The 20942-nt window shown below is 69.0% G+C and carries 21 protein-coding genes; 7 read left to right on the top strand and 14 right to left on the bottom strand.

Annotated features, from left to right (window positions below):
• Nucleotides 1-128: 128 nt before the first annotated feature.
• From IG194_RS13125 to trpB, 3 genes are all read right to left on the bottom strand, one after another.
• Entirely contained in the window at nucleotides 129-512 is a 384-nt protein-coding gene (locus IG194_RS13125; protein ID WP_058487920.1) for a VOC family protein, read from the bottom strand.
• A gap of 123 nt (nucleotides 513-635) precedes the next feature.
• Nucleotides 636-1442: a tryptophan synthase subunit alpha gene (gene trpA / locus IG194_RS13120; protein WP_058487919.1), complete on the bottom strand. Its 807-nt coding sequence runs from the start codon at nucleotides 1440-1442 to the stop codon at nucleotides 636-638.
• Complete coding sequence (trpB, locus tag IG194_RS13115; protein ID WP_058487918.1) at nucleotides 1439-2647, bottom strand: tryptophan synthase subunit beta; 1209 nt, start codon at nucleotides 2645-2647, stop codon at nucleotides 1439-1441. Before trpB ends, trpA begins: the two co-directional genes overlap by 4 nt.
• Before the next feature lie 268 nt (nucleotides 2648-2915).
• Between trpB and IG194_RS13110 the strand changes: the two genes are divergently transcribed.
• The 4 genes from IG194_RS13110 (at nucleotide 2916) to IG194_RS13095 (ending at nucleotide 4835) form a co-directional block, all read left to right on the top strand.
• The gene (locus tag IG194_RS13110) at nucleotides 2916-3806 is read left to right on the top strand and encodes a LysR family transcriptional regulator (protein ID WP_058489686.1); all 891 of its coding nucleotides are present in this window, start codon (nucleotides 2916-2918) and stop codon (nucleotides 3804-3806) included.
• Nucleotides 3807-3909: 103 nt separating this feature from the next.
• Nucleotides 3910-4125 (top strand): dodecin, encoded by a 216-nt coding sequence (locus IG194_RS13105; protein WP_009614515.1) that lies wholly within the window; start codon nucleotides 3910-3912, stop codon nucleotides 4123-4125.
• A gap of 124 nt (nucleotides 4126-4249) precedes the next feature.
• On the top strand, nucleotides 4250-4474 hold the full coding sequence (locus IG194_RS13100) for a DUF1161 domain-containing protein (protein ID WP_009614517.1): 225 nt from the start codon (nucleotides 4250-4252) through the stop codon (nucleotides 4472-4474).
• 148 nt (nucleotides 4475-4622) lie between these two features.
• A complete protein-coding gene (locus tag IG194_RS13095) occupies nucleotides 4623-4835 on the top strand; it encodes a DUF1161 domain-containing protein (protein WP_225617222.1) in 213 nt (70 codons plus the stop codon).
• Nucleotides 4836-4845: 10 nt separating this feature from the next.
• On the opposite strand, the gene IG194_RS13090 is transcribed toward IG194_RS13095, so the two are convergent.
• On the bottom strand, nucleotides 4846-5280 hold the full coding sequence (locus tag IG194_RS13090) for a hypothetical protein (protein ID WP_058487917.1): 435 nt from the start codon (nucleotides 5278-5280) through the stop codon (nucleotides 4846-4848).
• Nucleotides 5281-5346: 66 nt separating this feature from the next.
• Nucleotides 5347-5772 carry a hypothetical protein gene (locus tag IG194_RS13085; RefSeq protein ID WP_043270085.1) on the bottom strand — a complete coding sequence of 142 codons (426 nt, stop codon included), beginning with the start codon at nucleotides 5770-5772 and terminating at the stop codon, nucleotides 5347-5349.
• A gap of 68 nt (nucleotides 5773-5840) precedes the next feature.
• On the opposite strand from IG194_RS13085, the gene IG194_RS13080 reads away from it, so the two are divergent.
• Both IG194_RS13080 and IG194_RS13075 read left to right on the top strand, forming a co-directional pair.
• Nucleotides 5841-6932, top strand: a complete 1092-nt coding sequence (locus tag IG194_RS13080; RefSeq protein WP_058487916.1) for an aminopeptidase — start codon at nucleotides 5841-5843, stop codon at nucleotides 6930-6932.
• An 85-nt stretch (nucleotides 6933-7017) separates the two neighbouring features.
• Nucleotides 7018-8073 (top strand): aminopeptidase, encoded by a 1056-nt coding sequence (locus tag IG194_RS13075; RefSeq protein WP_058487915.1) that lies wholly within the window; start codon nucleotides 7018-7020, stop codon nucleotides 8071-8073.
• Between the two features lie 330 nt (nucleotides 8074-8403).
• Here the strand turns inward: IG194_RS13075 and IG194_RS13070 are convergent, their stop codons facing one another.
• Together IG194_RS13070 and IG194_RS13065 are read right to left on the bottom strand one after the other, a co-directional pair.
• Nucleotides 8404-9939: a 3-hydroxyacyl-CoA dehydrogenase gene (locus IG194_RS13070; RefSeq protein WP_058487914.1), complete on the bottom strand. Its 1536-nt coding sequence runs from the start codon at nucleotides 9937-9939 to the stop codon at nucleotides 8404-8406.
• A 50-nt stretch (nucleotides 9940-9989) separates the two neighbouring features.
• Nucleotides 9990-11621 (bottom strand): AMP-binding protein, encoded by a 1632-nt coding sequence (locus tag IG194_RS13065; protein ID WP_058487913.1) that lies wholly within the window; start codon nucleotides 11619-11621, stop codon nucleotides 9990-9992.
• A gap of 182 nt (nucleotides 11622-11803) precedes the next feature.
• Between IG194_RS13065 and IG194_RS13060 the strand changes: the two genes are divergently transcribed.
• A complete protein-coding gene (locus IG194_RS13060; protein ID WP_009614533.1) occupies nucleotides 11804-12589 on the top strand; it encodes an IclR family transcriptional regulator in 786 nt (261 codons plus the stop codon).
• 236 nt (nucleotides 12590-12825) lie between these two features.
• Here IG194_RS13060 and IG194_RS13055 read toward each other — a convergent pair whose 3' ends face one another.
• The 7 genes from IG194_RS13055 to IG194_RS13025 all read right to left on the bottom strand — a co-directional run bounded on the left by IG194_RS13055 (nucleotide 12826) and on the right by IG194_RS13025 (nucleotide 20921).
• Nucleotides 12826-13956, bottom strand: coding sequence for an acyl-CoA dehydrogenase family protein (locus IG194_RS13055; RefSeq protein WP_058487912.1), 1131 nt, complete (start codon nucleotides 13954-13956; stop codon nucleotides 12826-12828).
• A 10-nt stretch (nucleotides 13957-13966) separates the two neighbouring features.
• Nucleotides 13967-15157, bottom strand: a complete 1191-nt coding sequence (locus IG194_RS13050) for an acyl-CoA dehydrogenase family protein (protein WP_058487911.1) — start codon at nucleotides 15155-15157, stop codon at nucleotides 13967-13969.
• 9 nt (nucleotides 15158-15166) lie between these two features.
• Entirely contained in the window at nucleotides 15167-17248 is a 2082-nt protein-coding gene (locus tag IG194_RS13045; protein WP_058487910.1) for a 3-hydroxyacyl-CoA dehydrogenase NAD-binding domain-containing protein, read from the bottom strand.
• 603 nt (nucleotides 17249-17851) lie between these two features.
• Nucleotides 17852-18634 (bottom strand): MetQ/NlpA family ABC transporter substrate-binding protein, encoded by a 783-nt coding sequence (locus tag IG194_RS13040; protein ID WP_043270076.1) that lies wholly within the window; start codon nucleotides 18632-18634, stop codon nucleotides 17852-17854.
• Nucleotides 18635-18680: 46 nt separating this feature from the next.
• Nucleotides 18681-19361 carry a methionine ABC transporter permease gene (locus IG194_RS13035; protein WP_058487909.1) on the bottom strand — a complete coding sequence of 227 codons (681 nt, stop codon included), beginning with the start codon at nucleotides 19359-19361 and terminating at the stop codon, nucleotides 18681-18683.
• Nucleotides 19358-20368, bottom strand: coding sequence for a methionine ABC transporter ATP-binding protein (locus IG194_RS13030; RefSeq protein WP_058487908.1), 1011 nt, complete (start codon nucleotides 20366-20368; stop codon nucleotides 19358-19360). The genes IG194_RS13035 and IG194_RS13030 overlap by 4 nt, the downstream gene beginning before the upstream one ends.
• 178 nt (nucleotides 20369-20546) lie before the next feature.
• The gene (locus IG194_RS13025; protein ID WP_043312550.1) at nucleotides 20547-20921 is read right to left on the bottom strand and encodes a hypothetical protein; all 375 of its coding nucleotides are present in this window, start codon (nucleotides 20919-20921) and stop codon (nucleotides 20547-20549) included.
• Nucleotides 20922-20942 lie beyond the last annotated feature (21 nt).

Here is a 20942-nt window from a genome sequence, read left to right as displayed (position 1 = left end):
GGGAGAGGGTGCTCTAAAGCACAACCCCAAAGTCCCGGGCAAGCACCATTCGGGAGTTAAGCCGTGCCTGCCCGTACGGTAGGAGCGGATTCATCCGCGATTCCGGCCAACAGGCCGGCGGGCATCTATCAACGCTCGTACAACTCCAATGGCAACCCGTCCGGATCGGCAAAGAAGGTAAAGCGCTTGCCGGTCAACCCATCGCAACGGATCGGCTCGCAACGCACGCCCTGGCCTTCCAGCTCGGCCACCGCCGCTTCCAGGTCTTCCACGGCAAAAGCCAGGTGGCGCAGCCCCAGAGCCTCGGGATAGGACGGCCGCGGCGGCGCGGCGGGGAAGGAGAACAGCTCCAGCTGCACCTCGCCCAGGGCCAGGTCGAGCTTCCAGGAATCGCGTTCGGCGCGGTAGGTCTCGGCGATCACCCGCAGCCCCAGCACCTCGGTGTAGAAGCGTTTCGAAAGCGGATAGTCGGAGCAGATCAGGGCAACGTGGTGAAGGCTGTGCAGGTTCATGGATTGGGGCCGCTGCGGAAAAACACCCGACCCATTATGCAGCCTGCCCACCGTCACCCGTAGGATGGCGTTGAGCGAAGCGATACCCATCGCTGGGCATCACCTCGCTCGTCCACCCGGCCCTCAGCGCGCCTTGCGCACGCCCTCGGCCAGTTCGCGGCACAGGCCCAGCACGCCCTGCACGGCGTCGGCGGAGCTTCCCGCGTTGGCGATCTTGTCCACCAGCGCCGAGCCCACCACCACGCCGTCGGCCAGGCGCGCGACGCTGGCGGCGTGTTCCGGGGTGCGGATGCCGAAGCCGATGGCCACCGGCAGGTCGGTGTGGCGGCGCAGGCGCGCCACGGCCTGCTCGACGTGCTCCAGGGTCGCGGCTCCTGCGCCGGTCACGCCGGCTACCGAGACGTAGTAGACGAAGCCCGAGCTGCCCGCGAGCACCGTGGGCAGGCGCGCGTCGTCGGTGGTCGGGGTGGTCAGGCGGATGAAGTCCAGCCCGGCGGCCTGGGCCGGCTGGCACAGGTCCTCGTTATGCTCCGGCGGCAGGTCGACGATGATCAGGCCGTCGACGCCGGCTTCCTTGGCATCGGCGACGAAGCGCTCGACGCCGTAGTAGTGGATGGGGTTGAAGTAGCCCATCAGCACCAGCGGGGTGCTGTCGTTGCCGGCGCGGAATTCGCGGACCATCTTCAGCGTCCTGGCCAGGTTCTGGCCGTTGCCCAGGGCGCGGATGTTGGCCAGCTGGATCGCCGGGCCGTCGGCCATCGGGTCGGTGAACGGCATGCCCAGCTCGATCACGTCGGCGCCGGCCTCGGGCAGGCCCTTGAGGATGTCCAGCGAGGTGGAGTAGCCCGGGTCGCCGGCGGTGATGAAGGTCACCAGGGCGGCGCGGTTCTGCTGTTTCAGTTCGGCGAAGCGGGTCTGCAGGCGGCTCATGCTTGCGGCTCCTGTTGCATGTGGTGCATGACGGTCTGCATGTCCTTGTCGCCACGACCGGACAGGTTCACCACCATGATGTGGTCCTTGGGCAGGTTCGGCGCGCGCTTGAACACCTCGGCCAGGGCGTGGGAGGACTCCAGCGCCGGGATGATGCCTTCCAGGCGGCAACAGGTGTGGAAGGCCTGCAGCGCCTCGTGGTCGGTGATCGAGGTGTACTCGACGCGGCCGATGTCGTGCAGCCACGCGTGTTCCGGGCCGATGCCGGGGTAGTCCAGGCCGGCGGAGATCGAGTGGGCGTCGATGATCTGGCCGTCCTCGTCCTGCAGCAGGAAGGTGCGGTTGCCGTGCAGCACGCCGGGCACGCCGCCGTTCAGGCTGGCCGCGTGCTTGCCGGTCTCGATGCCGTGGCCGGCGGCTTCCACGCCGATGATCTTCACCCCGGCGTCATCCAGGAACGGGTGGAACAGGCCCATGGCGTTGGAGCCGCCGCCGATGCAGGCGACCAGCGAGTCGGGCAGGCGGCCTTCCTTCTCGGCCAGCTGCTCGCGGGTCTCCTTGCCGATCACCGCCTGGAAGTCGCGGACCATCGCCGGGTAGGGGTGCGGGCCGGCCACGGTGCCGATCAGGTAGAAGGTGTCGTGGACGTTGGTCACCCAGTCGCGCAGGGCTTCGTTCATGGCGTCCTTGAGGGTACCGGTGCCGGCGGTGACCGGGATCACCTCGGCGCCCAGCAGGCGCATGCGGAAGACGTTGGCCTGCTGGCGGTCGATGTCGGTGGTGCCCATGTAGACCACGCACTTCATGCCGAAGCGCGCCGCCACGGTGGCGGTGGCCACGCCGTGCATGCCGGCGCCGGTCTCGGCGATGATGCGCTGCTTGCCCATGCGCCTGGCCAGGAGGATCTGGCCGATGCAGTTGTTGATCTTGTGCGCGCCGGTGTGGTTCAGCTCTTCGCGCTTGAGGTAGATCTTCGCGCCGCCGCAGTGCTCGGTCAGGCGCTCGGCGAAGTACAGCGGGCTCGGACGGCCGACGTAGTCGCGCTGGAAGTAGGCCAGTTCCTTGTGGAATTCCGGATCCTCCTTGGCCTTGTCGTACTCGCGGGCCAGGTCGTGGATCAGCGGCATCAACGTCTCGGCGACGTACTGGCCGCCGAAACTGCCGAACAGGCCCTTGGCGTCGGGACCGGTGCGCAATGTGGACATGGTGGGGCTCCTCTGGTGTCGGTAGGCAGGAGCGCCCCTGGGTGCGAAACACCTCCAGGGAAGCACGGCTTTTCGTAGGATGGCGTTGAGCGAAGCGATACCCATCAGCGCAACCGCATGGGTTTCGCAAGCTCAACCCGTCCTACGAAGAGCACCTCGGCGCAAGGCCGTTGCTCCTACGGAATGTGCCGAGGATACGACTGCCGGCCGGGCGGGAAAAGCGATAAGATCGCCCGGACATGTCAGGAAAACTCACAGGTTGAACGCCATGAGCCGCGACCTTCCCCCGCTCAACGCCCTGCGCGCCTTCGATGCCGTCGCCCGCCTCGGCGGCGTGAGCCAGGCGGCGGCCGAGCTGCACGTCACCCACGGCGCGGTGAGCCGGCAGCTGCGGCAACTGGAGGAAGACCTCGGCGTGGCCCTGCTGGCCAAGGACGGGCGCGGCGTAAAACTCACCGATGCCGGGCGCCGCCTGGGCGAGGCCAGCGGCGACGCCTTCGAGCGCCTGCGCCGTGTCTGCGCCGAGCTGCGCCAGGCTGGCGGCGAGGCGCCCTTCGTGCTCGGTTGCCCGGGAAGCCTGCTGGCCCGCTGGTTCATCCCGCGCCTGGACCGCCTCAACCGCGAGCTGCCGGAACTGCGCCTGCAACTCTCGGCCAGCGAGGGCGAACTGGACCCACGCCGCGGCGGCGTCGATGCCACCCTGCTGTTCGCCGAGCCGCCGTGGCCGGCCGACATGCAGGTGTTCGAACTGGCCGCCGAGCGCATCGGCCCGGTGCTCAGCCCGCGCCACCCGCGCTTCGCCGAACTGCAGCGGGTCGAGCCCCGGGTGCTGCTGGGCGAGGCGCTGCTGCACACCGCCTCGCGGCCCCAGGCCTGGCCGCAATGGGCGCTCGCCCAGGGCCTGGACGCCGGCGCCCTGCACCTGGGCCAGGGCTTCGAGCACCTGTACTACCTGCTGGAAGCGGCGGTGGCCGGCCTGGGCGTGGCCATCGCCCCCAAGGCGCTGGTGGCCGACGACCTCGCCGCCGGCCGCCTCGCAGCGCCCTGGGGCTTCGCCGAAACCGCCGCGCGCCTGGCGCTGTGGGTGCCGGCGCGACGCGGCGACGCCCGCGCCGAACGCCTGGCCCGCTGGTTGCGAGCGGAACTGGCCGCGCGCTGAGGGTTGCCCCCTGGCGGCAATTTGCTGCACTTCCAGGGCTCGGCTAGTGTCCTACGAGGACATTCAGCACTGCGCGCCGCCGGGCGCGCCCAAGGAGAAGCCGATGTCGAACCATCACACCTACAAGAAGATCGAGCTGGTCGGGTCTTCGCGCACCAGCATCGAGGACGCCATCAACAACGCCCTGGCCGAGGCCTCGAAGTCGTTGAAGAACCTGGAATGGTTCGAGGTGGTGGACACCCGCGGGCATATCGAGAACGGTGCGGTGGGGCATTACCAGGTGACGCTGAAGGTCGGCTTCAAGATCGCCGACAGCTGACCGGCATTTGCCGCCGCGCGCCCGCGGGCCGGGGCGCCGGGGGCTTTCGGGGGCCGCCGCGGGGCGGCCGTTTCACGGGCCCAGCGGGGCCCTTCGTCCATTCGTTCAACGGAGAGCATCAGCCATGAAGAACCTGTTGTTGGCCGCCGGCCTGCTGGCCATGGCGGGTAGTGCCCTGGCCGCCGGCAAGCCGTGCGAGGAGCTCAAGGCCGAGATCGACGCGAAACTCCAGGCCAAGGGCGTCTCGGGCTACACCCTGGAGATCGTCGACAAGGGCGCGGGTGGCGCTCGTCAGGTGGTCGGCACCTGCGAGGGCGGCAGCAAGGAGATCGTCTATTCGCGGCACTGAAGCCGCCGCGGGACCGCGAAGGGGCGCCATTGGCGCCCCTTCGTCGTTGGGCACTCTGTCGCCGCCGCGCTGTCTCTCGTTAGGATAGGGCGCCCCGTGGTGGGGCTGACGAGGGAATGCCATGACCGTGAGCAAGTTCGCCGTGCTGATGCTGGCCCTGGCCTGCGCGAGCGCCGCCCAGGCGAAGACCAAGCCGTGCGAGGAACTCAAGGCGGAGATCGAGACCAAGATCCAGTCCGCCGGGGTGACCGCCTACACCCTGGAGATAGTCACCAACGCCGAGGTGAAGGACCCGAGCATGGTGGTCGGCAGCTGCGAGGGCGGCACGCGCAAGATCATCTACCAGAAGAACGACGACTGAGCCGCCCGGCTCAGAACAACCCGCAGTCCATCCGCCCCTGGAAATCGGTCTTGGCCACCAACTGGCCGTTGGCATCGGTGAGCAGGGCCAGGGCCTTGCGCAGTTGCGGGCGCACTTCCAGGCGGTAGCGCTGGCCGGGGGCGAAGTTGTCGTAGGTCAGCCATACGCGGCAGGTGATCTGCGTGGTGTTGTCGCTCATCGCCAGGCCGCCGCCGCCACCTCCGGGAATCTCGTACTGGTAGCGCACCTCCAGCTCGTGCTTGCCCGGCGGCACCTGGAAGAAGCGGCCGTCGCGCAGCACCTGCTTGTCCAGGCGCTCGGCGAGCAGGGTGTTGGCCGGCTGGGTGTAGAGGTCGACCCAGGCCAGTTGCGGGTCGTGGGCCGGCAGCGGGCCGGCGCAGGCGCTCAGCAGGGGCGGGAGGAACAGCAGCGGGAGTTTGCCCATGGCGGTGTCGCTCGAAGCGGGGAATCCGCCCAGCATACGCCCTGGGCGGCGCCGCGGCGCGTTCGCTCAGACCTTCTCGCAGCGCCCGGTGCGGCCGCGGGCGATTTCATTGGCCTGCTGGTCGTACAGCCGCGCCCAGGGGTAGAAGCCGATGCTGCCGGTCTCCAGGCGGTAGCGCTGGCCGGCGCCGAAGTCCTTGTACTTGAGGGTCAGCTGGCAGTCGCGCCACATCGCCTCGGAAACCGCGGCCTCGGAGCCGATGTTCTGCGGCTCGACCTGGAACTGGTAGCGCACGCGCAGCTCGTGCTGGCCGGGGTCGACCTCGAAGTAGCGGGTGCTGTGCCAGGGCTGGTCGTCCACCTGCAGGGCCGAGAGGTCGCTCTGGCCGTTGGTGTCCAGGTCGATCCAGGCACGGTTGGGGTCGGGTTGCGGCAGAATCAGCGAGCAACCGCTCAGGACGAGCAGGCCGGTGGCGAGCAGCAGCGGGCGCATGGGTACACTCCAGGGTGGTCTCGTTGTGTCGGCAGCGGCGGTTCGGGGCCTGTGCTAATGTGCCGCGCATGCCCGCCCGCCTGTGTATTGCGTTTCTCGACCGCCGATTGCCCCGCTGGGTTCCCTGCCTGGCGTTCTTCCTGCTGGGCGGTTGTTCCACCGCCGGCTATTACAGCCAGCTGGGCAACGGCCAGTTGCAGTTGCTGGCGGCCCGCGAGCCGGTGGCCGAGGTGGTCGCCGACCCCGCCCGCGACGCCAGGCTGCGCCAGCGCCTGGCGCTGTCCCAGGAAGCCCGCGCCTTCGCCAGCGCCGAGCTGGCCCTGCCGGACAACCGCAGCTACCGGCTGTACAGCGATATCCACCGGCCCTACGTGGTGTGGAACGTGTTCGCCACGCCGGAGCTGTCGCTGCAGCCGCTCACCCACTGCTTCCCCATCGCCGGCTGCGTGGCCTACCGCGGCTACTATGCCGAGGCCGGCGCCAAGGCCGAGGCGCAGCGTCTGAAGGCGCAGGGCTGGGACGTCTACGTCGGCGGCGTGGAGGCCTATTCCACCCTCGGCTGGTTCGACGACCCGATCATCAGCAGCATGCTGCGCTGGGACGACCAGCGCCTGGCTGAGACGCTGTTCCACGAGCTGGCCCACCAGCGCTTCTATCTGCCGGGCGACACAGCCTTCAACGAGTCCTACGCCAGCTTCGTCGAGCAGGAGGGCGGCCGCCGCTGGCGCGCCTTCCGCGGCCTGCCGCCGGAGCAGGCCAGCCGTGTGCGCCAGCGCGAGGGTTTCACCCGCCTGGTGCTGGACACCCGCGAGCGCCTGAAGGAGCTCTACGCCCGCGACCTGCCCGAGGCCGACAAGCGCGCCGCCAAGGCCGCCGAGTTCGAGCGCCTGCGCCGCGACTACCGCGCGCTGTGCCAGCGCGAATGGGCCGGCAAGTGCCCCTACGACGCCTGGGTGAACGGCCCGCTGAACAATGCCAAGCTGCTGCCCTTCGGCCTCTACGACCAGTGGGTGCCGGCCTTCGCCACCCTGCTGCGCCAGGTCGGCGGCAACTGGCCGGCGTTCTATGCGCGGGTCGAGAAGCTCGGCGCGTTGCCCGCGGAAGAGCGCCAGGCAGCGCTGGTGCGACTGAAAACCGGCGAATTCGTCAGCCTGCGCTAGGCTCACCCGTAAAGAGTCGATTTCTTGACTTCGCGCGGGCCGCCATGGCCCCCCTGCCCCGGGTCAACGGGCATGGAGGTGCGCCATGGGCCTGGTCCATTGCACCTTGGTCTGCCTGGGCCTGCCGTTGTTGATGGCCTGCGCCGCCGGGAGCTACCAGGAGCAGTTGCACGAGGGCCAGCGGCAAGTGCTGGCCAATGCCCTGCCGGTGGCCGAGGTGCTGGCCGACCCCGGCACCGACGCGCGCACCCGGCGCCTGCTCGCCGCCGCCCTGGCCGCCCGCGACTTCGCCAGCCGCCACCTGGACCTGCCGGACAACGCCAGCTACCGCCGCTACGCCAACCTGGGCCGGGACTACGCGGTGTGGAACCTGTTCGCCACCGACGAATTCTCCCTGCGGCCGCGCGATCGCTGCTTTCCCAAGGCGGGCTGCGTCGGCTACCTCGGCTTCTACGATCCGCATGCCGCCCGGCGCGCGGCGGCCGAGCTGCAGCGCCAGGGCCTGGACACCTGCATAGGCGCGGCCGCGGCCTTCACCATTCCCGGGCGCGAGGATGCGCCCATCCTCAGCACCATGCTCGGCGACGAGGCGCACCAGGCCGAGCTGATCTTCCACGAGCTGGCCCACCAGCGCCTGTACCTGCCCGGCGACAGCGCCTTCAACGAATCCCTGGCGGTCTTCGTGCAGCGGGAGGGGCTGCGCCAGTGGCTGGCCTCCCGCGGGCAGCCGTTGCCGACGGAGACGGGGCCACGGCAGCGCGAGGAGCTGGCGGCCCTGGTGCTGGCGACGCGGGCGCGGTTGCAGGCGCTCTACGCCAGCGGCCTGCCGCCGGAGGCCATGCGGGCGCGCAAGGCCGCCGAGTTCGAGCGACTGCGTAGCGAATACCGGCAACTGGTGGCCCGGCGCTGGGGTGGCAAGGGCCTGTTCGACGGCTGGATCGACGGGCCGCTGAACAACGCCACGCTGCTGCCCTTCGCGCTCTACGACCAGTGGGTGCCGGCCTTCGCCGCGCTATACCGCCAGGTCGACGGCGACTGGCCGGCGTTCTATGCCCAGGCCGCAAGGCTCGGCGCGCTGCCCGCGGCGCAGCGGCAGGCGGCGTTGGAGCAGCTTGCGGATGGGCGGTTCCGGTGGTTGTGAGGCACCGCCTGCGCCGAGGCGCTCTTCGTAGGATGGGTTGAGCTTGCGAAACCCATCGGGCCGGGGTGATGGGTATCGCTTCGCTCAACCCATCCTACGATGGCGTTTCTCCTGTGCCTGCAGGAGCGGTTGCATTCCTCACCCCGTAGGAGCGGATTTATCCGCGATTTCGCCGGCAGGGCCGGCGCTGGGCCTATCGCGGACGGAGCCCGCTCCTACGCCACCCCCACCCGCGTAGCTTCCCTGTAGGAGCGCGCCCTGCGCGCGAAATCGCGGGCAGGGCCCGCTCCTACGAAGAGCGGTTCGGCGCGGCCTGGAAGCCAGTTGTTCTCAGTCCGCCGCATCCGGGGCGTGCAGCGGCAGGTCCAGCTGCACGCGGCGGCGCAGCCAGGGGCTGGGGCGGTAGCGCGGTTCGCCGTAGCAGGCCTGCAGGCCCTGGAGGATGGTGAGGATGCGCGCCGCGCCGTAGTGCTCGCCGAAGGCCAGCGGGCCGAAAGGGTAGCCCAGGGCCAGTTGCACCGCGCGGTCGAGGGTCACCGGGGTGGCGATGCCGCGCTGGGCGATCTCGCAGCCCAGGTTGACGATGCCGGCGATCACCCGCTGGGTGACGAAGCCGGCGGAGTCGTTGATCACCTCCACCGGCACACCGTCGGCGCCCAGGGCCTGGCGCGCCTGGGCCTCCAGTTGCGGGTCGAGGGCCGGCTGGCGCATCAGCACGCGGCGCTTGTCGAGGTCGCCGAAGCTTTCCAGGGCCAGGCTGCGTTCCGCCGGCAGGCCGAGGGCGTCGATGCGGGTGCTGGCGTCTTCCCCCAGCGGGGTGACCAGGCAGATGGCGCGGGCCGAAGGCGCCTCGGCGCTCTCCAGCACCAGCCCGGCCTGGATCAGCAACTGGCCGACGTGGTGGCGCAGCTCCGGGTCCTGGCTGTCCAGCCAGAAGGGCCGGTCCAGCAGCACCGGCTCGGGTTGCGGCTCCGGCTCGCGGAGCTGCTGGCCGTCGCGGTAGCGGTAGAAGCCCTCGCCGCTCTTGCGTCCGAGCAGGCCGGCGGCCACCCGCTGCGCCGCCAGCGGCGAGGGCAGGTAGCGCGGGTCCTGGTAGAACTGCTGGTAGAGCGATTCCATCACCGCGTGGGAGACGTCCAGCCCGGTCAGGTCGAACAGCTCGAAGGGCCCCATGCGGAAGCCGGCGCCGTCGCGCAGGATGCGGTCGATCTGCGCGGCGCTGGCGATGCCTTCGCCGAGGATGCGCAGGGCCTCGGTGCTGTAGGCGCGGCCGGCATGGTTGACGATGAAGCCGGGGCTGTCCGGGCTCACCGCCGGGAAGTGCCCGGCCTGCTCGGCCAGGCGCGATAGGCGCGTTATCACCGCGTCGTCAGTGCGCTGGCCGCGCACCACTTCGACGATGCGCATCAGGGGCGCCGGGTTGAAGAAGTGGAAGCCGGCCACCCGCTCGGGGCGGCGGCAGCGCGCGGCGATGCGGGTGACCGACAGCGACGAGGTGTTGCTGGCCAGCACCGCGTCGTCCGCCACCCGCGCCTCCAGCTCGGCGAACAGCGCCTGCTTGGCGCCGAGGTCTTCGACGATGGCCTCGATCAGCAGATCGCAGCCGGCCAGCTCGTCGAGGCTGTGCGCCGCTTGCAGGCGCTGCAGGGTGGCGGCCAGGGCGTCGGCGCCGAGCTTGCCCTTGGCGGCGGCGCGCTCGAGCAGCTCGCGGTTGAAGTCCAGGGCCTGCCGGATGCTCTCGGCGCGGCTGTCGTAGAGCTGCACCGGCACCCCGGCGCTGGCGAACAGCTGGGCGATGCCGCGGCCCATGGCGCCGGCGCCTATCACGCCGATGCGGCGGAACGCGGGAAGGTTGCTCTCGGGCATGGGCTTGGGGCCCCTGTCTGGCTGGCTTGTCTTCACCTTAGTCGCTGTCGTCACGTCGTGGGGTTCCGTCGTGCTTCCAGGTCGCGCAACTGGCGGCGGAGCATCTTGCCCACCGAGGTCTTGGGCAGCTCGTCGAGAATCTCGACGAAGCTCGGCACCTTGTAGCCGGTGAGGTACTCGCGGCAGTGGGCGATGATCGCGGCGGCGTCCAGGGCCGGGTCGCGCAGGCTGACGAACAGCTTCACCGACTCGCCCTTGCGCGGGTCCGGCACGCCGATGGCGATGCACTCGCGGATGCCCGGGTGGCGCATCACCGCGTCCTCCACCTCGTTGGGGAAGACGTTGAAGCCGCTGACCAGGATCATGTCCTTCTTGCGGTCGACGATCTTCAGCAGGCCGTTGGCATCCTGCAGGGCGATGTCGCCGGTGCGCAGCCAGCCGTCGGCGTCCAGCACCTGGGCGGTTTCCTCCGGGCGGCCCCAGTAGCCGAGCATCACCTGCGGGCCGCGCAGGCACAGCTCGCCGGGCACTTCCAGCGGGCACGGGTTGCCCTCCTCGTCGAGGATGCGCACCTGGGTGTCGATCAGCGGCTGGCCGACGAAACCCTCGCGGTAGGGCGTCAGCCGGGTGTTGGTGCACACCACCGGCGACGCTTCGGTGAGGCCGAAGCCCTCCAGCACCGGGGCACCGGTGAGCGCCTGCCAGCGCCGGCCGACTTCCAGGTTGAGCGGCGCGCCGCCGCTGGTCACCCACTTCAGGTGGCTGAAGTCCAGGCTGGCGAAGGCCGGGTGGTTCATCAGCCCGACGAACAGGCTGTTCAGCCCGCTGAGCAGGCTGAAGGGGTAGCGGCGCATGGCCTCGATGATCTCGTCGAGGTTGCGCCCGTCGCGGATCACCACGGTATGCAGCCCCATGGCCACGGAGCTGAGGCAGTTCGTGGAGAAGGCCATGATGTGGTACAGCGGCAGCGGCGCGATGCGCACGTCGCTGGCCGGGTCGAGCAGGCCCGGGCGCATGAACAGCTCCAGGGTCTGGATGACGTTGGCCAGCAGGTTGTAGTGGCTGAGCATGGCGCCCTTGGAAACCCCGGTGGTGCCGCCGGTGTACTGCAGCAGCGCCAGGCGCTCCAGGCCCGGCTCGGCGTCCAGCGGCGGGGCTTCGGCGCCCAGGCGCAGGGCCTGCATGAAGCGCGTGGCGTCGGGCTCGTCGCAGACGTACTGCGGTGTTTCCATGTCCTCGACCGAGGTCAGCAGCACCTGGCGCACCGCGCTGTCGCCCTGGACCTTGCGCAGCAGCGGCAGCAGGCGGTCGAGCAGCAGTATGGCCACGGCGCCGGAGTCGCGCAGCTGGTGGCTCAGCTCGCCGGCGGTGTACTGCGGGTTGGTGTTGACCAGCACCAGCCCGGCCTTGAGCGCGCCGAAGGCGGCGATGGGGTACTGCAGGGAGTTGGGCAGCATCAGCGCCAGGCGCTCGCCGGGTTGCAGCCCGGCGCAGTGGCGCAGGTAGCGGGCGAAGGCGTCGGCCTGGCGCTCCAGTTCGGCGAAGCTCAGGCAGCTGCCGGCGCAGGAGAAGGCGGGGCGCTCGGGGTGTTCGCGGCTGGCGTCGCGCAGCAGGTCGTGGACGTTGCGGTAACCGCGCGCGGCGAATTGCGCGGCGACATGGCTTTCGGCAGTGACGGGCATCGGCGCCCTCCATCAGTGAATTGTTATTCTGCTCTGCGAAACATGATGTCGAAATCGATGGTATGCGATAGCCTTTGCCTGTGCAACGGCCCGTCGCCCTGCTGTCCGCGGCATGCCGATCTGCTATCGTTCGCCCGCGCCGGACGCCGCTCCGGCCCTTATTTCCCCATAGCCGAGGCAGCATGAGCGACGATTTCGAAGACTCCAGCGCACCCAAGGACCGCAAGTTCGTCGAGGCCCTGGCCCGCGGCCTGGACGTGCTGCGCGCCTTCACCCACGGCTCGGTGGTGCTGGGCAACCAGGAGATCGCGCGGATCACCGGCCTGCCCAAGCCGACCGTGTCGCGCATGACGTACACGCTGACCAGGCTCGGCTACCTCAGCTATTCGCAGCAGCACGAGAAGTACCAGCTGGATTCCGGCGTGCTCGCCCTGGGCTACGCCTACGTGTCGAACCTGCGCGTGCGCCAGTTGGCCAAGCCCTACATGGACGCCTTCGCCCGCCGCACCAACACCACCGTGGGCCTGACCTGCCGCGACTGGCTGTCGATGATCTACGTGGAGAACTGCCGGCCGCCGGAGGCTACCTCGCTGCGAATGGATGCTGGTGTGCGCTTGCCGCTGGCTACCACTGCTGCCGGGCGCGCCTACCTGGCGGCGACTCCGGAGCAGGAGCGGGAGCATTTGCTGCAGGCCCTAGAAGCTCGCCATGAAGGCGATTGGGCGGCCATGCGTGCGTCGCTGGAGCGTTCCTTCGAGGAATATCGTGAGCATGGTTTCTGCCTGTCCCTCGGTGATTGGGACCGCAACGTGCGTGCGGCTGGTGTGCCGCTGCGGCTGGCCGACGGGGGGCTGATGGCGCTGACTTGTGGTGCGCCGTCGTTCCAGTTGAGTGAGGAAACGCTCAAGGGGTCGTTGGCCCATGAGCTGGAGATGCTGGCGCGGGATATCGAGAGCCTGGGGGCCTGAGGCGGGTTCGCGAGCAAGCTCGCTCCTACAAGGTGTGGGTCTGTTGGTGGTGGTGCTCGGGCTTTTCCCTCACCCCAGCCCTCTCCCAGAGGGAGAGGGGGCTGTCCGTGCCGGCTGGGAGTGGGGTTTCAGCCGGAAACGCCTGGACTCCCGGCTGACTCCAACCTCCCCGCACACACCGAACGGTCCCCTCTCCCTCCGGGAGAGGGTTAGGGTGAGGGGGCCGCAGGCCTGCCCTACGCCACCTCCATCAACCCCGCATAAGCCTTCAGGTGATGGTCGTCATCGCCCAACTGGTGACCCAGCATCACCAGCCGCTTGGCATGGTGCGCCAGCACGTATTCCCAGGTCATGCCGATGCCGCCGTGCAGCTGGATCGCCTGCTCGGCGATGTAGCGCCCGGCGCGGGTGACGATGAACTTGGCCGCGGCCAGGGTGCGGCTGCGCTCGGCGCTGTCCGGCTGGTCCGCCACGCAGGCGGCGAGGATGGCCATGGACGTGGCCTGCTCCAGCTCGCTGCGCATGTCCACCATGCGGTGCTGCAGCACCTGGAACTTGCCGATGGGCACGCCGAACTGCTTGCGCGTCTTCAGGTAGTCGAGGGTCAGGGCGCAGGCTTCCTGCATGCTGCCCAGGGCTTCGGCGCACTGCGCGGCGATGGCGCGGCCCTGCTGATAGCGCAGCGCCGGTAATGCTTCACCGGGAACGCCCACGGCTTCGGCTACGGCACCGTCGAGGAACAGCTCGCAAGCCTTCTGCCCGTCGATGGTCGGATAGGCACGGCGCTGCACGCCGGGTTGTCGCGGGTCGACCAGGAACAAGCCGATGCCCGCCTCGTCCCGCGCATTGCCGGATACCCGCGCCGAAACCAGGATCGCCGTGGCGCTCTGCCCGCCGACCACCACCGCCTTGCGGCCGCTGAGCTTCCAGCCGTCGCCGGCCTTCTCCGCGCGGGTCTGCACGTCGTGCAGCTGGTAATGGCTCTGCGGCTCTTCCAGGGCCACCGCCAGTTGCGCCTCGGCGCTGGCGATGCGCGGCAGCCAGCTTTCCTTCTGCGCCTGGCTGCCGAGCTGGGCGAGCAGCCCGCCGGCGTGCACCACCGATTGCAGGTAGGGCTCCAGGCACAGGCCGCGGCCCAGTTCGGTGAGCACCAGCATGCTGTCCACGCCGCCGCCGAAGCCGCCGTAGGCTTCGGGCAGCGACACCGAGGTCAGGCCCAGCTCGCCCAGCTGGCGCCAGAAGCCGGCGCTGTAGCCCAGCTCGCTCTTGCCGAAGCCCTCGCGCCTGTCGAAGGCGTATTCGTCGCGCACCAGGCGCGCCGCGGTGTCCTGCAGCATCTGCTGCTCTTCGCTGAGTTTGAAGTCCATGCTCACGCCCTCACAGCTCGAGAATCATCTTCGAGACGATGTTCTTCTGGATTTCGTTGGAGCCGCCGAAGATCGACAGCTTGCGCAGGTTGAAGTACTGGCTGGCCGGCGCGCTGGCGTAGTCGGCGTGCAGCGGCTCGGCGCCCAGCTCGAATTCCTCTTCGAGGAAGGGTAGCGCGTAGGGGCCGATGACCTTGCGCAGCAGGTGGCTGATGGCCTGGCGGATCTCGGTGCCCTTGACCTTGAGGATCGAGCTTTCCGCCCCCGGCACGCCGCCTTCGCGGGCGGCGGCGAGGATGCGCAGGGTGCTCATCTCGATGGCCATCAGCTGCATCTCCACCTCGGCCACCTGGGCGCGGAACAGCGGGTCTTCCAGCATTGGCTTGCCGTCGCACAGCTCGCGGCTGGCCACGCGCTTGAGGTGCGCCAGCACCGCCTTGGACGCGCCTATGCCGGCCAGGCCGGTGCGCTCGTAGGTGAGCAGGTACTTGGCGCAGGTCCAGCCTTCGTTCTCGCGGCCGACCAGGTTCTGCACCGGCACTTTCACGTTGTCGAAGAAGACTTCGTTGACCTCGTGCTCGCCGTCCAGGGTGATGATCGGCCGCACCGTGATGCCCGGCGACTTCATGTCGATCAGCAGGAAGCTGATGCCGCGCTGCTGCTGGGCCTCCGGGTCGGTGCGCACCAGGCAGAAGATCCAGTCGGCGTGCTGGCCCAGTGTCGTCCAGGTCTTCTGGCCGTTCACCACGTAATGCTCGCCCTCGCGCACCGCGCGGGTCTTCAGCGACGCCAGGTCGGAGCCGGCGCCCGGCTCGGAGTAGCCCTGGCACCACCAGTCGGTACCGTCGAGGATGCGCGGCAGGTAGTGGGCCTGCTGCTCGGGTGTGCCGAACTTGATGATCACCGGGGCGACCATGTTCACGCCGAAGGGGATGGTGCGCGGCGCGCCGAAGGCGGCGCATTCCTCTTCGAAGATGTGCTTCTGCACGGCGTTCCAGCCGGTGCCGCCGAATTCCACCGGCCAGTGGCTGGCGTACCAGCCCTGCTCGCTGAGGGCGCGCTGCCAGCGCTGGTGGTCCTGTTTGTTCAGGTGCTTGCCCAGGCGCACCTTGCTGGCGATGTCGGCCGGCAGCCTGGCCTGGAGGAAGGCGCGGACTTCGTCGCGGAAGGCCAGTTCGTCGGGGGTGAAGTGGATGTCCATGGCGGTTCCTTAGAGGTCGGCAAAACGGCGGCCTTCGGCCACCAGGCGTTCGAGCAGCGGCGCCGGTTCCCACCAGGCGCCGAAGCGCTGGTGGAATTCGCGGATGCGTTGCAGTACGTGGTCCAGGCCCAGGCGGTCGGCGTGGAACAGCGGGCCGCCGCGCCAGGCGGGGAAGCCGTAGCCGTTGAGGAAGATCAGGTCGACGTCGCTGGCGCGCTGGGCGATGCCCTCGTCGAGGATGCGCGCGGCCTCGTTGACCAGGGCGAAGAGGCAGCGCTCGACGATGTGCTCGTTAGTCACCGGCTGGCGAACGATGCCGCGGGTGGCCGCGGCCTGCTCCAGCATGGCCGGCAGCGCCGGGTTGTCCTGCGGGGTACGCGAGCCTTGCGGGTAGAGGTAGAAGCCGGCGCCGGTCTTCTGCCCGAGCATGCCGGCGGCGAACAGGTGGTCGAGCACCGTGGGCAGCGTCTGCCCGGGCTCGAGGCCGGGGCGCTGGCGCTCGCGGATGGCGTGGCTGATGTCCAGCCCGGAGAGGTCGCGCACCGCCAGCGGGCCCATGGCCATGCCGAAGTCGCGCAGGGCAGCGTCCACCTGGGCGGGGTTTGCGCCCTCCTCCAGGAGGAACTCGGCCTGGCGGCCGTACTGGAAGATCATGCGGTTGCCGACGAAGCCGTCGCACACGCCCACCGCCACCGCGACCTTCTTCAGGCGCTTGCCCATTTGCATGGCGCTGGCCAGCACTTCGGCGGAAGTCTCGCGGCCGCGCACCACTTCCAGCAGGCGCATGACGTTGGCCGGGCTGAAGAAGTGCAGGCCGACCACGTCCTGCGGGCGGCGGGTGAAGGCGGCGATGGCGTCGAGGTCCAGCGACGAAGTGTTGCTGGCGAGGATGGCGCCGGGCTTGCACACCGCGTCCAGGCGCTCGAAGACCTGGCGCTTGACCTCCAGGCTCTCGAACACGGCTTCGATCACCAGGTCCACGTCGGCCAGCGCGGCGTAGTCGAGTACGCCCTGGATCAGGCCCAGGCGTTTTTCCATCGCATCGCTGGTAAGGCTGCCACGCTCGACGCTGGCCTGGTAGGTGGCGCGGGCGCGTTGCAGGGCGCGGTCGAGGGCGGCGCCGTCGACTTCCAGCAGCTTCACCGGGATGCCGACGTTGGCGAAGCACAGGGCGATGCCCACGCCCATGGTGCCGCCGCCGATCACCGCGGCCGTGCGTACTTCGCGCACCGGGGTGTCGGCGGGCAGGCCGGCGATCTTCGCCGCTTCGCGCTCGGCGAAGAAGGCGTGGATGAGGGCGGCGCGCTGCGGTGACTCCAGGCATTCCTGGAACAGTTCGCGCTCGCGCTTCAGGCCCTCGGCCAGGGGCAGGCGGCTGGCGGCTTCCACCGCGGCCACGCAGCGCAGCGGGGAGAACAGGCCGGGCATGCGCTTCTGCACCTCGGCGTGCTTGGCGGCGATCAGCGCGGCGTCGCCTTGCACCTGGCGCTCGCCGGTGCGGCGCGGGCCGCGGCCCTCGTCCAGCAGGCGGCGGGCGTAGGCCAGGCCGGCTTCGGCCAGGTCGCCGTCGACGAGTTCGCCGAGGATGCCGTATTCCACGGCCTGCGGCGCCTTCACCGGGTTGCCGGAGACGATCATCTCCAGCGCCCGTTCCACGCCGGCCAGGCGCGGCAGGCGCTGGGTGCCGCCCGCGCCGGGGAGCAGGCCGATCTTCACTTCCGGCAGGCCGACCTGGGCGTCGGCCCGGGCGATGCGGTAATGGCAGGCCAGGGCCACTTCCAGCCCGCCGCCCAGGGCGGTGCCGTGGATGACCGCCACGCTGGGCTTGGCGGAGGCCTCGATGGCTTCCACCACCTCGGGCAGCGAGGGCGCCTGCGGCGGCTTGCCGAATTCCTTGATATCCGCCCCGGCCATGAAGGTGCGCCCGGCGCACACCAGCACCACCGCGCGCACCGCGGCATCCGCCTCGGCCTCGCGGAAGGCCCGCAGCAACCCGGCGCGCACCGCCAGGCCCAGGGCGTTGACCGGGGGATTGTCGACCTTGATCAGGGCCACGTCGGCGTGACGTTCGACCTGCACTACCTCGGACATGCTCAGCGTCTCCGTTGTAATTGTGGTTTTTAACGGAATCATGTTTCGCTGTGCAGAATATAAAGATCACTGGGGGTTGTCGAGAGGTGTTGTGCTCTCGTAGGAGCGAGCTTGCTCGCGAACGGTGCCTCCCGGCTGCTTCGGTGTCGTGGCTTGACTCCGCCCCCTCTCCCTAACCCTCTCCCTGAAGGGAGAGGGGACCGTTCGGTGTGCTTGGGCATTCCTGAGTTAGCCGGCAGCGCCAGCGGTTTCCGGCTGAAACCATCACTTCTCTCGGCACAGACTGCCCCCTCTCCCTTCAGGGAGAGGGCTGGGGAGAGGGCGCTCTTCGGACAAACACCATAGGCCCGGCCGGAAATCCGTTCGCGAGCAAGCTCGCTCAAATAATTTTGGAGAGCGCAAAGCGCAGGGCGTTGGGGCGGCGGGCGAAACGCAGACAAAAAAAGACCGCTCTCCCCTGCCTGAATCTGGAAAAGCGGTCTGTAAGCGAAAGAAGTCGTGGAAATACCGTTATAGCCCCCCGCCGTTGCAGCTTGTTTACAGCCGCCAAGAAAAAAGCCGCGCCCTTGCGGGGCGCGGCTTCTTCAAAGGTGCGGTCGGCTATCAGAAGGCCGGAACCACGGCTCCCTTGTATTTCTCCAGGATGAACTGCTTCACCTCGGGGCTGTGCAGGGCGGCGGCCAGTTTCTTCATGGCGTCGCTGTCCTTGTTGTCCGGGCGGGCTACCAGGATGTTCACGTAGGGCGAGTCCGAACCCTCGATGGCCAGGGCGTCCTTGGTCGGGTTCAGCTTGGCTTCCAGGGCGTAGTTGGTGTTGATCAGCGCTAGGTCGACCTGGCCCAGCACGCGCGGCAGGGTCGCGGCTTCCAGTTCACGCACCTTGATGTTCTTCGGGTTGTCGGTGATGTCCTTCGGGGTGGCGGTGATGCTCTTCTCGTCCTTGAGCTTGATCAGGCCGGTCTTGGCCAGCAGCAGCAGGGCGCGGCCGCCGTTGGTGGCGTCGTTGGGGATCACCACGGTGGCGCCGGAGGGCAGCTCGTCGAGCTTCTTGTACTTGCTGGAGTAGGCGCCCAGCGGCTCGATGTGCACGCCGGTGACGGCTACCAGGCTGGTGCCCTTGGACTTGTTGAACTCGTCCAGGTACGGCTGGTGCTGGAAGAAGTTGGCGTCCAGGCGCTTCTCGGCGACCTGGGTGTTGGGCTGCACGTAGTCGGTGAATTCCTTGACCTTCAGCTCCACCCCTTCCTTGGCCAGGATGGGTTTGACGAAGTTGAGGATTTCCGCGTGCGGCACCGGGGTGGCGGCCACGCTGAGGGTTTCGGCCGCGTTGGCGCCGGTGATCGACAGCGCCGCGGTGGCGGCGAAGGCGGCAAGCAGTTTCTTCATGGAGCGCTCCTTTTGGGATTTTCCTGTGGCCCGCGGGGCCTTGTGGTTATTTGCGGGAGAAGTGGACCACCAGCTTGTCGCCGACGGTCTGCAGAACCTGCACCAGCACCAGCAGCATGATCACGGTGACCACCATGACGTCGGTCTGGAAGCGCTGGTAGCCGAAGCGGATGGCCAGGTCGCCGAGGCCGCCGGCGCCGACCACGCCGGCCATCGCGGTGTAGGACACCAGGGTGATGGCGGTGACGGTGATGGCGGCGATGATGCCCGGGCGGGCCTCCGGCAGCAGGGCGTTGCAAATGATCTGGCGGGTGCTGGCGCCCATCGCCTGGGTGGCCTCGATGATGCCCTTGTCCACCTCGCGCAGGGCGGTTTCCACCAGGCGCGCGAAGAACGGCGTGGCGCCCACCACCAGCGGCGGGATGGCCCCGGCGACGCCCAGCGAGGTGCCGGTGATCAGCACGGTGAAGGGGATCATCACGATCAGCAGGATGATGAATGGCAGCGAACGCAGCACGTTGACCACGAAGGACAGCAGGGCGTAGACCGCGCGGTTCTGGAACAGCTGCCTGGGCCCGGTGAGGAACAGCAGCACGCCCAGCGGCAGGCCGAGGATGACGGTGAACAGCAGCGAGCCGCCGAGCATCCAGAAGGTGTCGATGCTGGCCTGGAGGATTTCCGACCAATCAATGTTTACAAAGCCCATGTTTTCAAAAAAAGCATTCATGCGCGCAGCACCTCCACATGTACCTCGGCCGCGTTCAGCTGGGCCATGGCCGCCTCCATGTCACCGCCCACCAGGGCCAGGGTCAGCTGGCCGTAGGGCTGGTCCTTGATGCGGTCGATACGCCCGGCGAGGATGCTGTAGTCCACCCCGGTCTGCCGCGCCACGGTGCCCAGCAGCGGGGCGTAGGTGGCTTCGCCGCGGAAGGTCAGGCGCAGGATGCGCCCGGGCACGTGGGCGAAGTCGTCGTGCTGCTCGTTCTCGTCGACGCGCTCGGCCTCGAAGACGAAGCGCCGGGTGGTTTCGTGCTGCGGGTGGAGGAAGACGTCGGCCACCTCGCCCTGCTCGACGATGCTGCCGGCATCCATCACCGCCACGCGGTCGCAGACGCGGCGGATCACGTCCATCTCGTGGGTGATGAGCACGATGGTCAGCTTCAGCTCGCGGTTGATCTCCGCCAGCAGTTGCAGGACCTGGCCGGTGGTCTGCGGGTCCAGCGCGCTGGTGGCCTCGTCGCAGAGCAGCAGCTTGGGCCCGCAGGCCAGGGCGCGGGCGATGCCGACGCGCTGCTTCTGGCCGCCGGAAAGCTGCGCCGGGTACTTGCGGGCGTGGTCCTGCAGGCCCACGCGCTCGAGCAGTTCGTCCACCCGCGCGGCGATCTGCGCGGCGCTGAAGCTGCCGGCCAGCCTCATCGGCATGGCGATGTTCTCGGCCACGGTCTTGGAGGCCAGCAGGTTGAAGTGCTGGAAGATCATCCCGACGCGCTGGCGGAAGCGCCGCAGGCCGTCGGCGTCGAGGGCGGTGACGTCCTCGCCGTCGATGACGATGCGCCCGCCGCTGGGTTCTTCCAGGCGGTTGATCAGGCGCAGCAGGGTGCTCTTGCCTGCGCCGGAGTGGCCGATCAGGCCGAACACCTGGCCGGCGCCGATGCTCAGGCGCGTCGGCTGCAGGGCCGGGATGTCGCGGCCGGCGACGCGGTAGGTCTTGTGGACGTCGTGGAATTCGATCACGTGGCGAACCTTGTGGGTACGGCGAAGTGTGGGAATGGCGCGCTCTGCCGGGGTGTCCTGGCAAACGAGCGTAGGCGCTCGGCAAAAACCGCGCATTTTACCCTGCTTTCCTATAGCCGATTAATCCTTGTTCGGATAAGGGCCGAGCGAAATGGAATAAGACGGGCGGACGCGGCTTTCAGGGCTCGCACTTGACCGGGGCGGCGGCCTTGGGCTGGCCGATGTCCTTGACGTCGGCGGCCAGCGCCGGGGCGCGCGGCATCAGCGAGCGGGCGCGGGCCAGGGCGTTGCTGGCGCCGTTGACGTCGCCGGCCTGCAGGGCCTCGCGGCTGCGTTGCAGGTAGGCGTCGGCCAGGCGCTGGCGGCGTTCGGCCAGCTGCGCGGCATCCTCGTGCTCCTGGCCCAGCTGCAATTGCGCGGCTTCCAGCTGGCCGGCGGCCAGGCGGGCCTCGAAGCCGGAGCCGCTCGGCGCCTGGCCGGACAGGCTCTGGCACGCGCCCAGCAGCAGGGCGAGGGAGAGGACGGAAAGCAGACGGAGGGCAAGGAACTTCATGCCAGTCATTCTCGATTGATC

The sequence above is a fragment of the Pseudomonas sp. ADPe genome (genome assembly GCF_014843515.1).
In the GTDB taxonomy this organism is placed as follows: domain Bacteria; phylum Pseudomonadota; class Gammaproteobacteria; order Pseudomonadales; family Pseudomonadaceae; genus Pseudomonas; species Pseudomonas citronellolis.
Note: the sequence above shows the minus strand (reverse complement) of the source record. Positions and strands in the feature narration are given on the sequence as shown.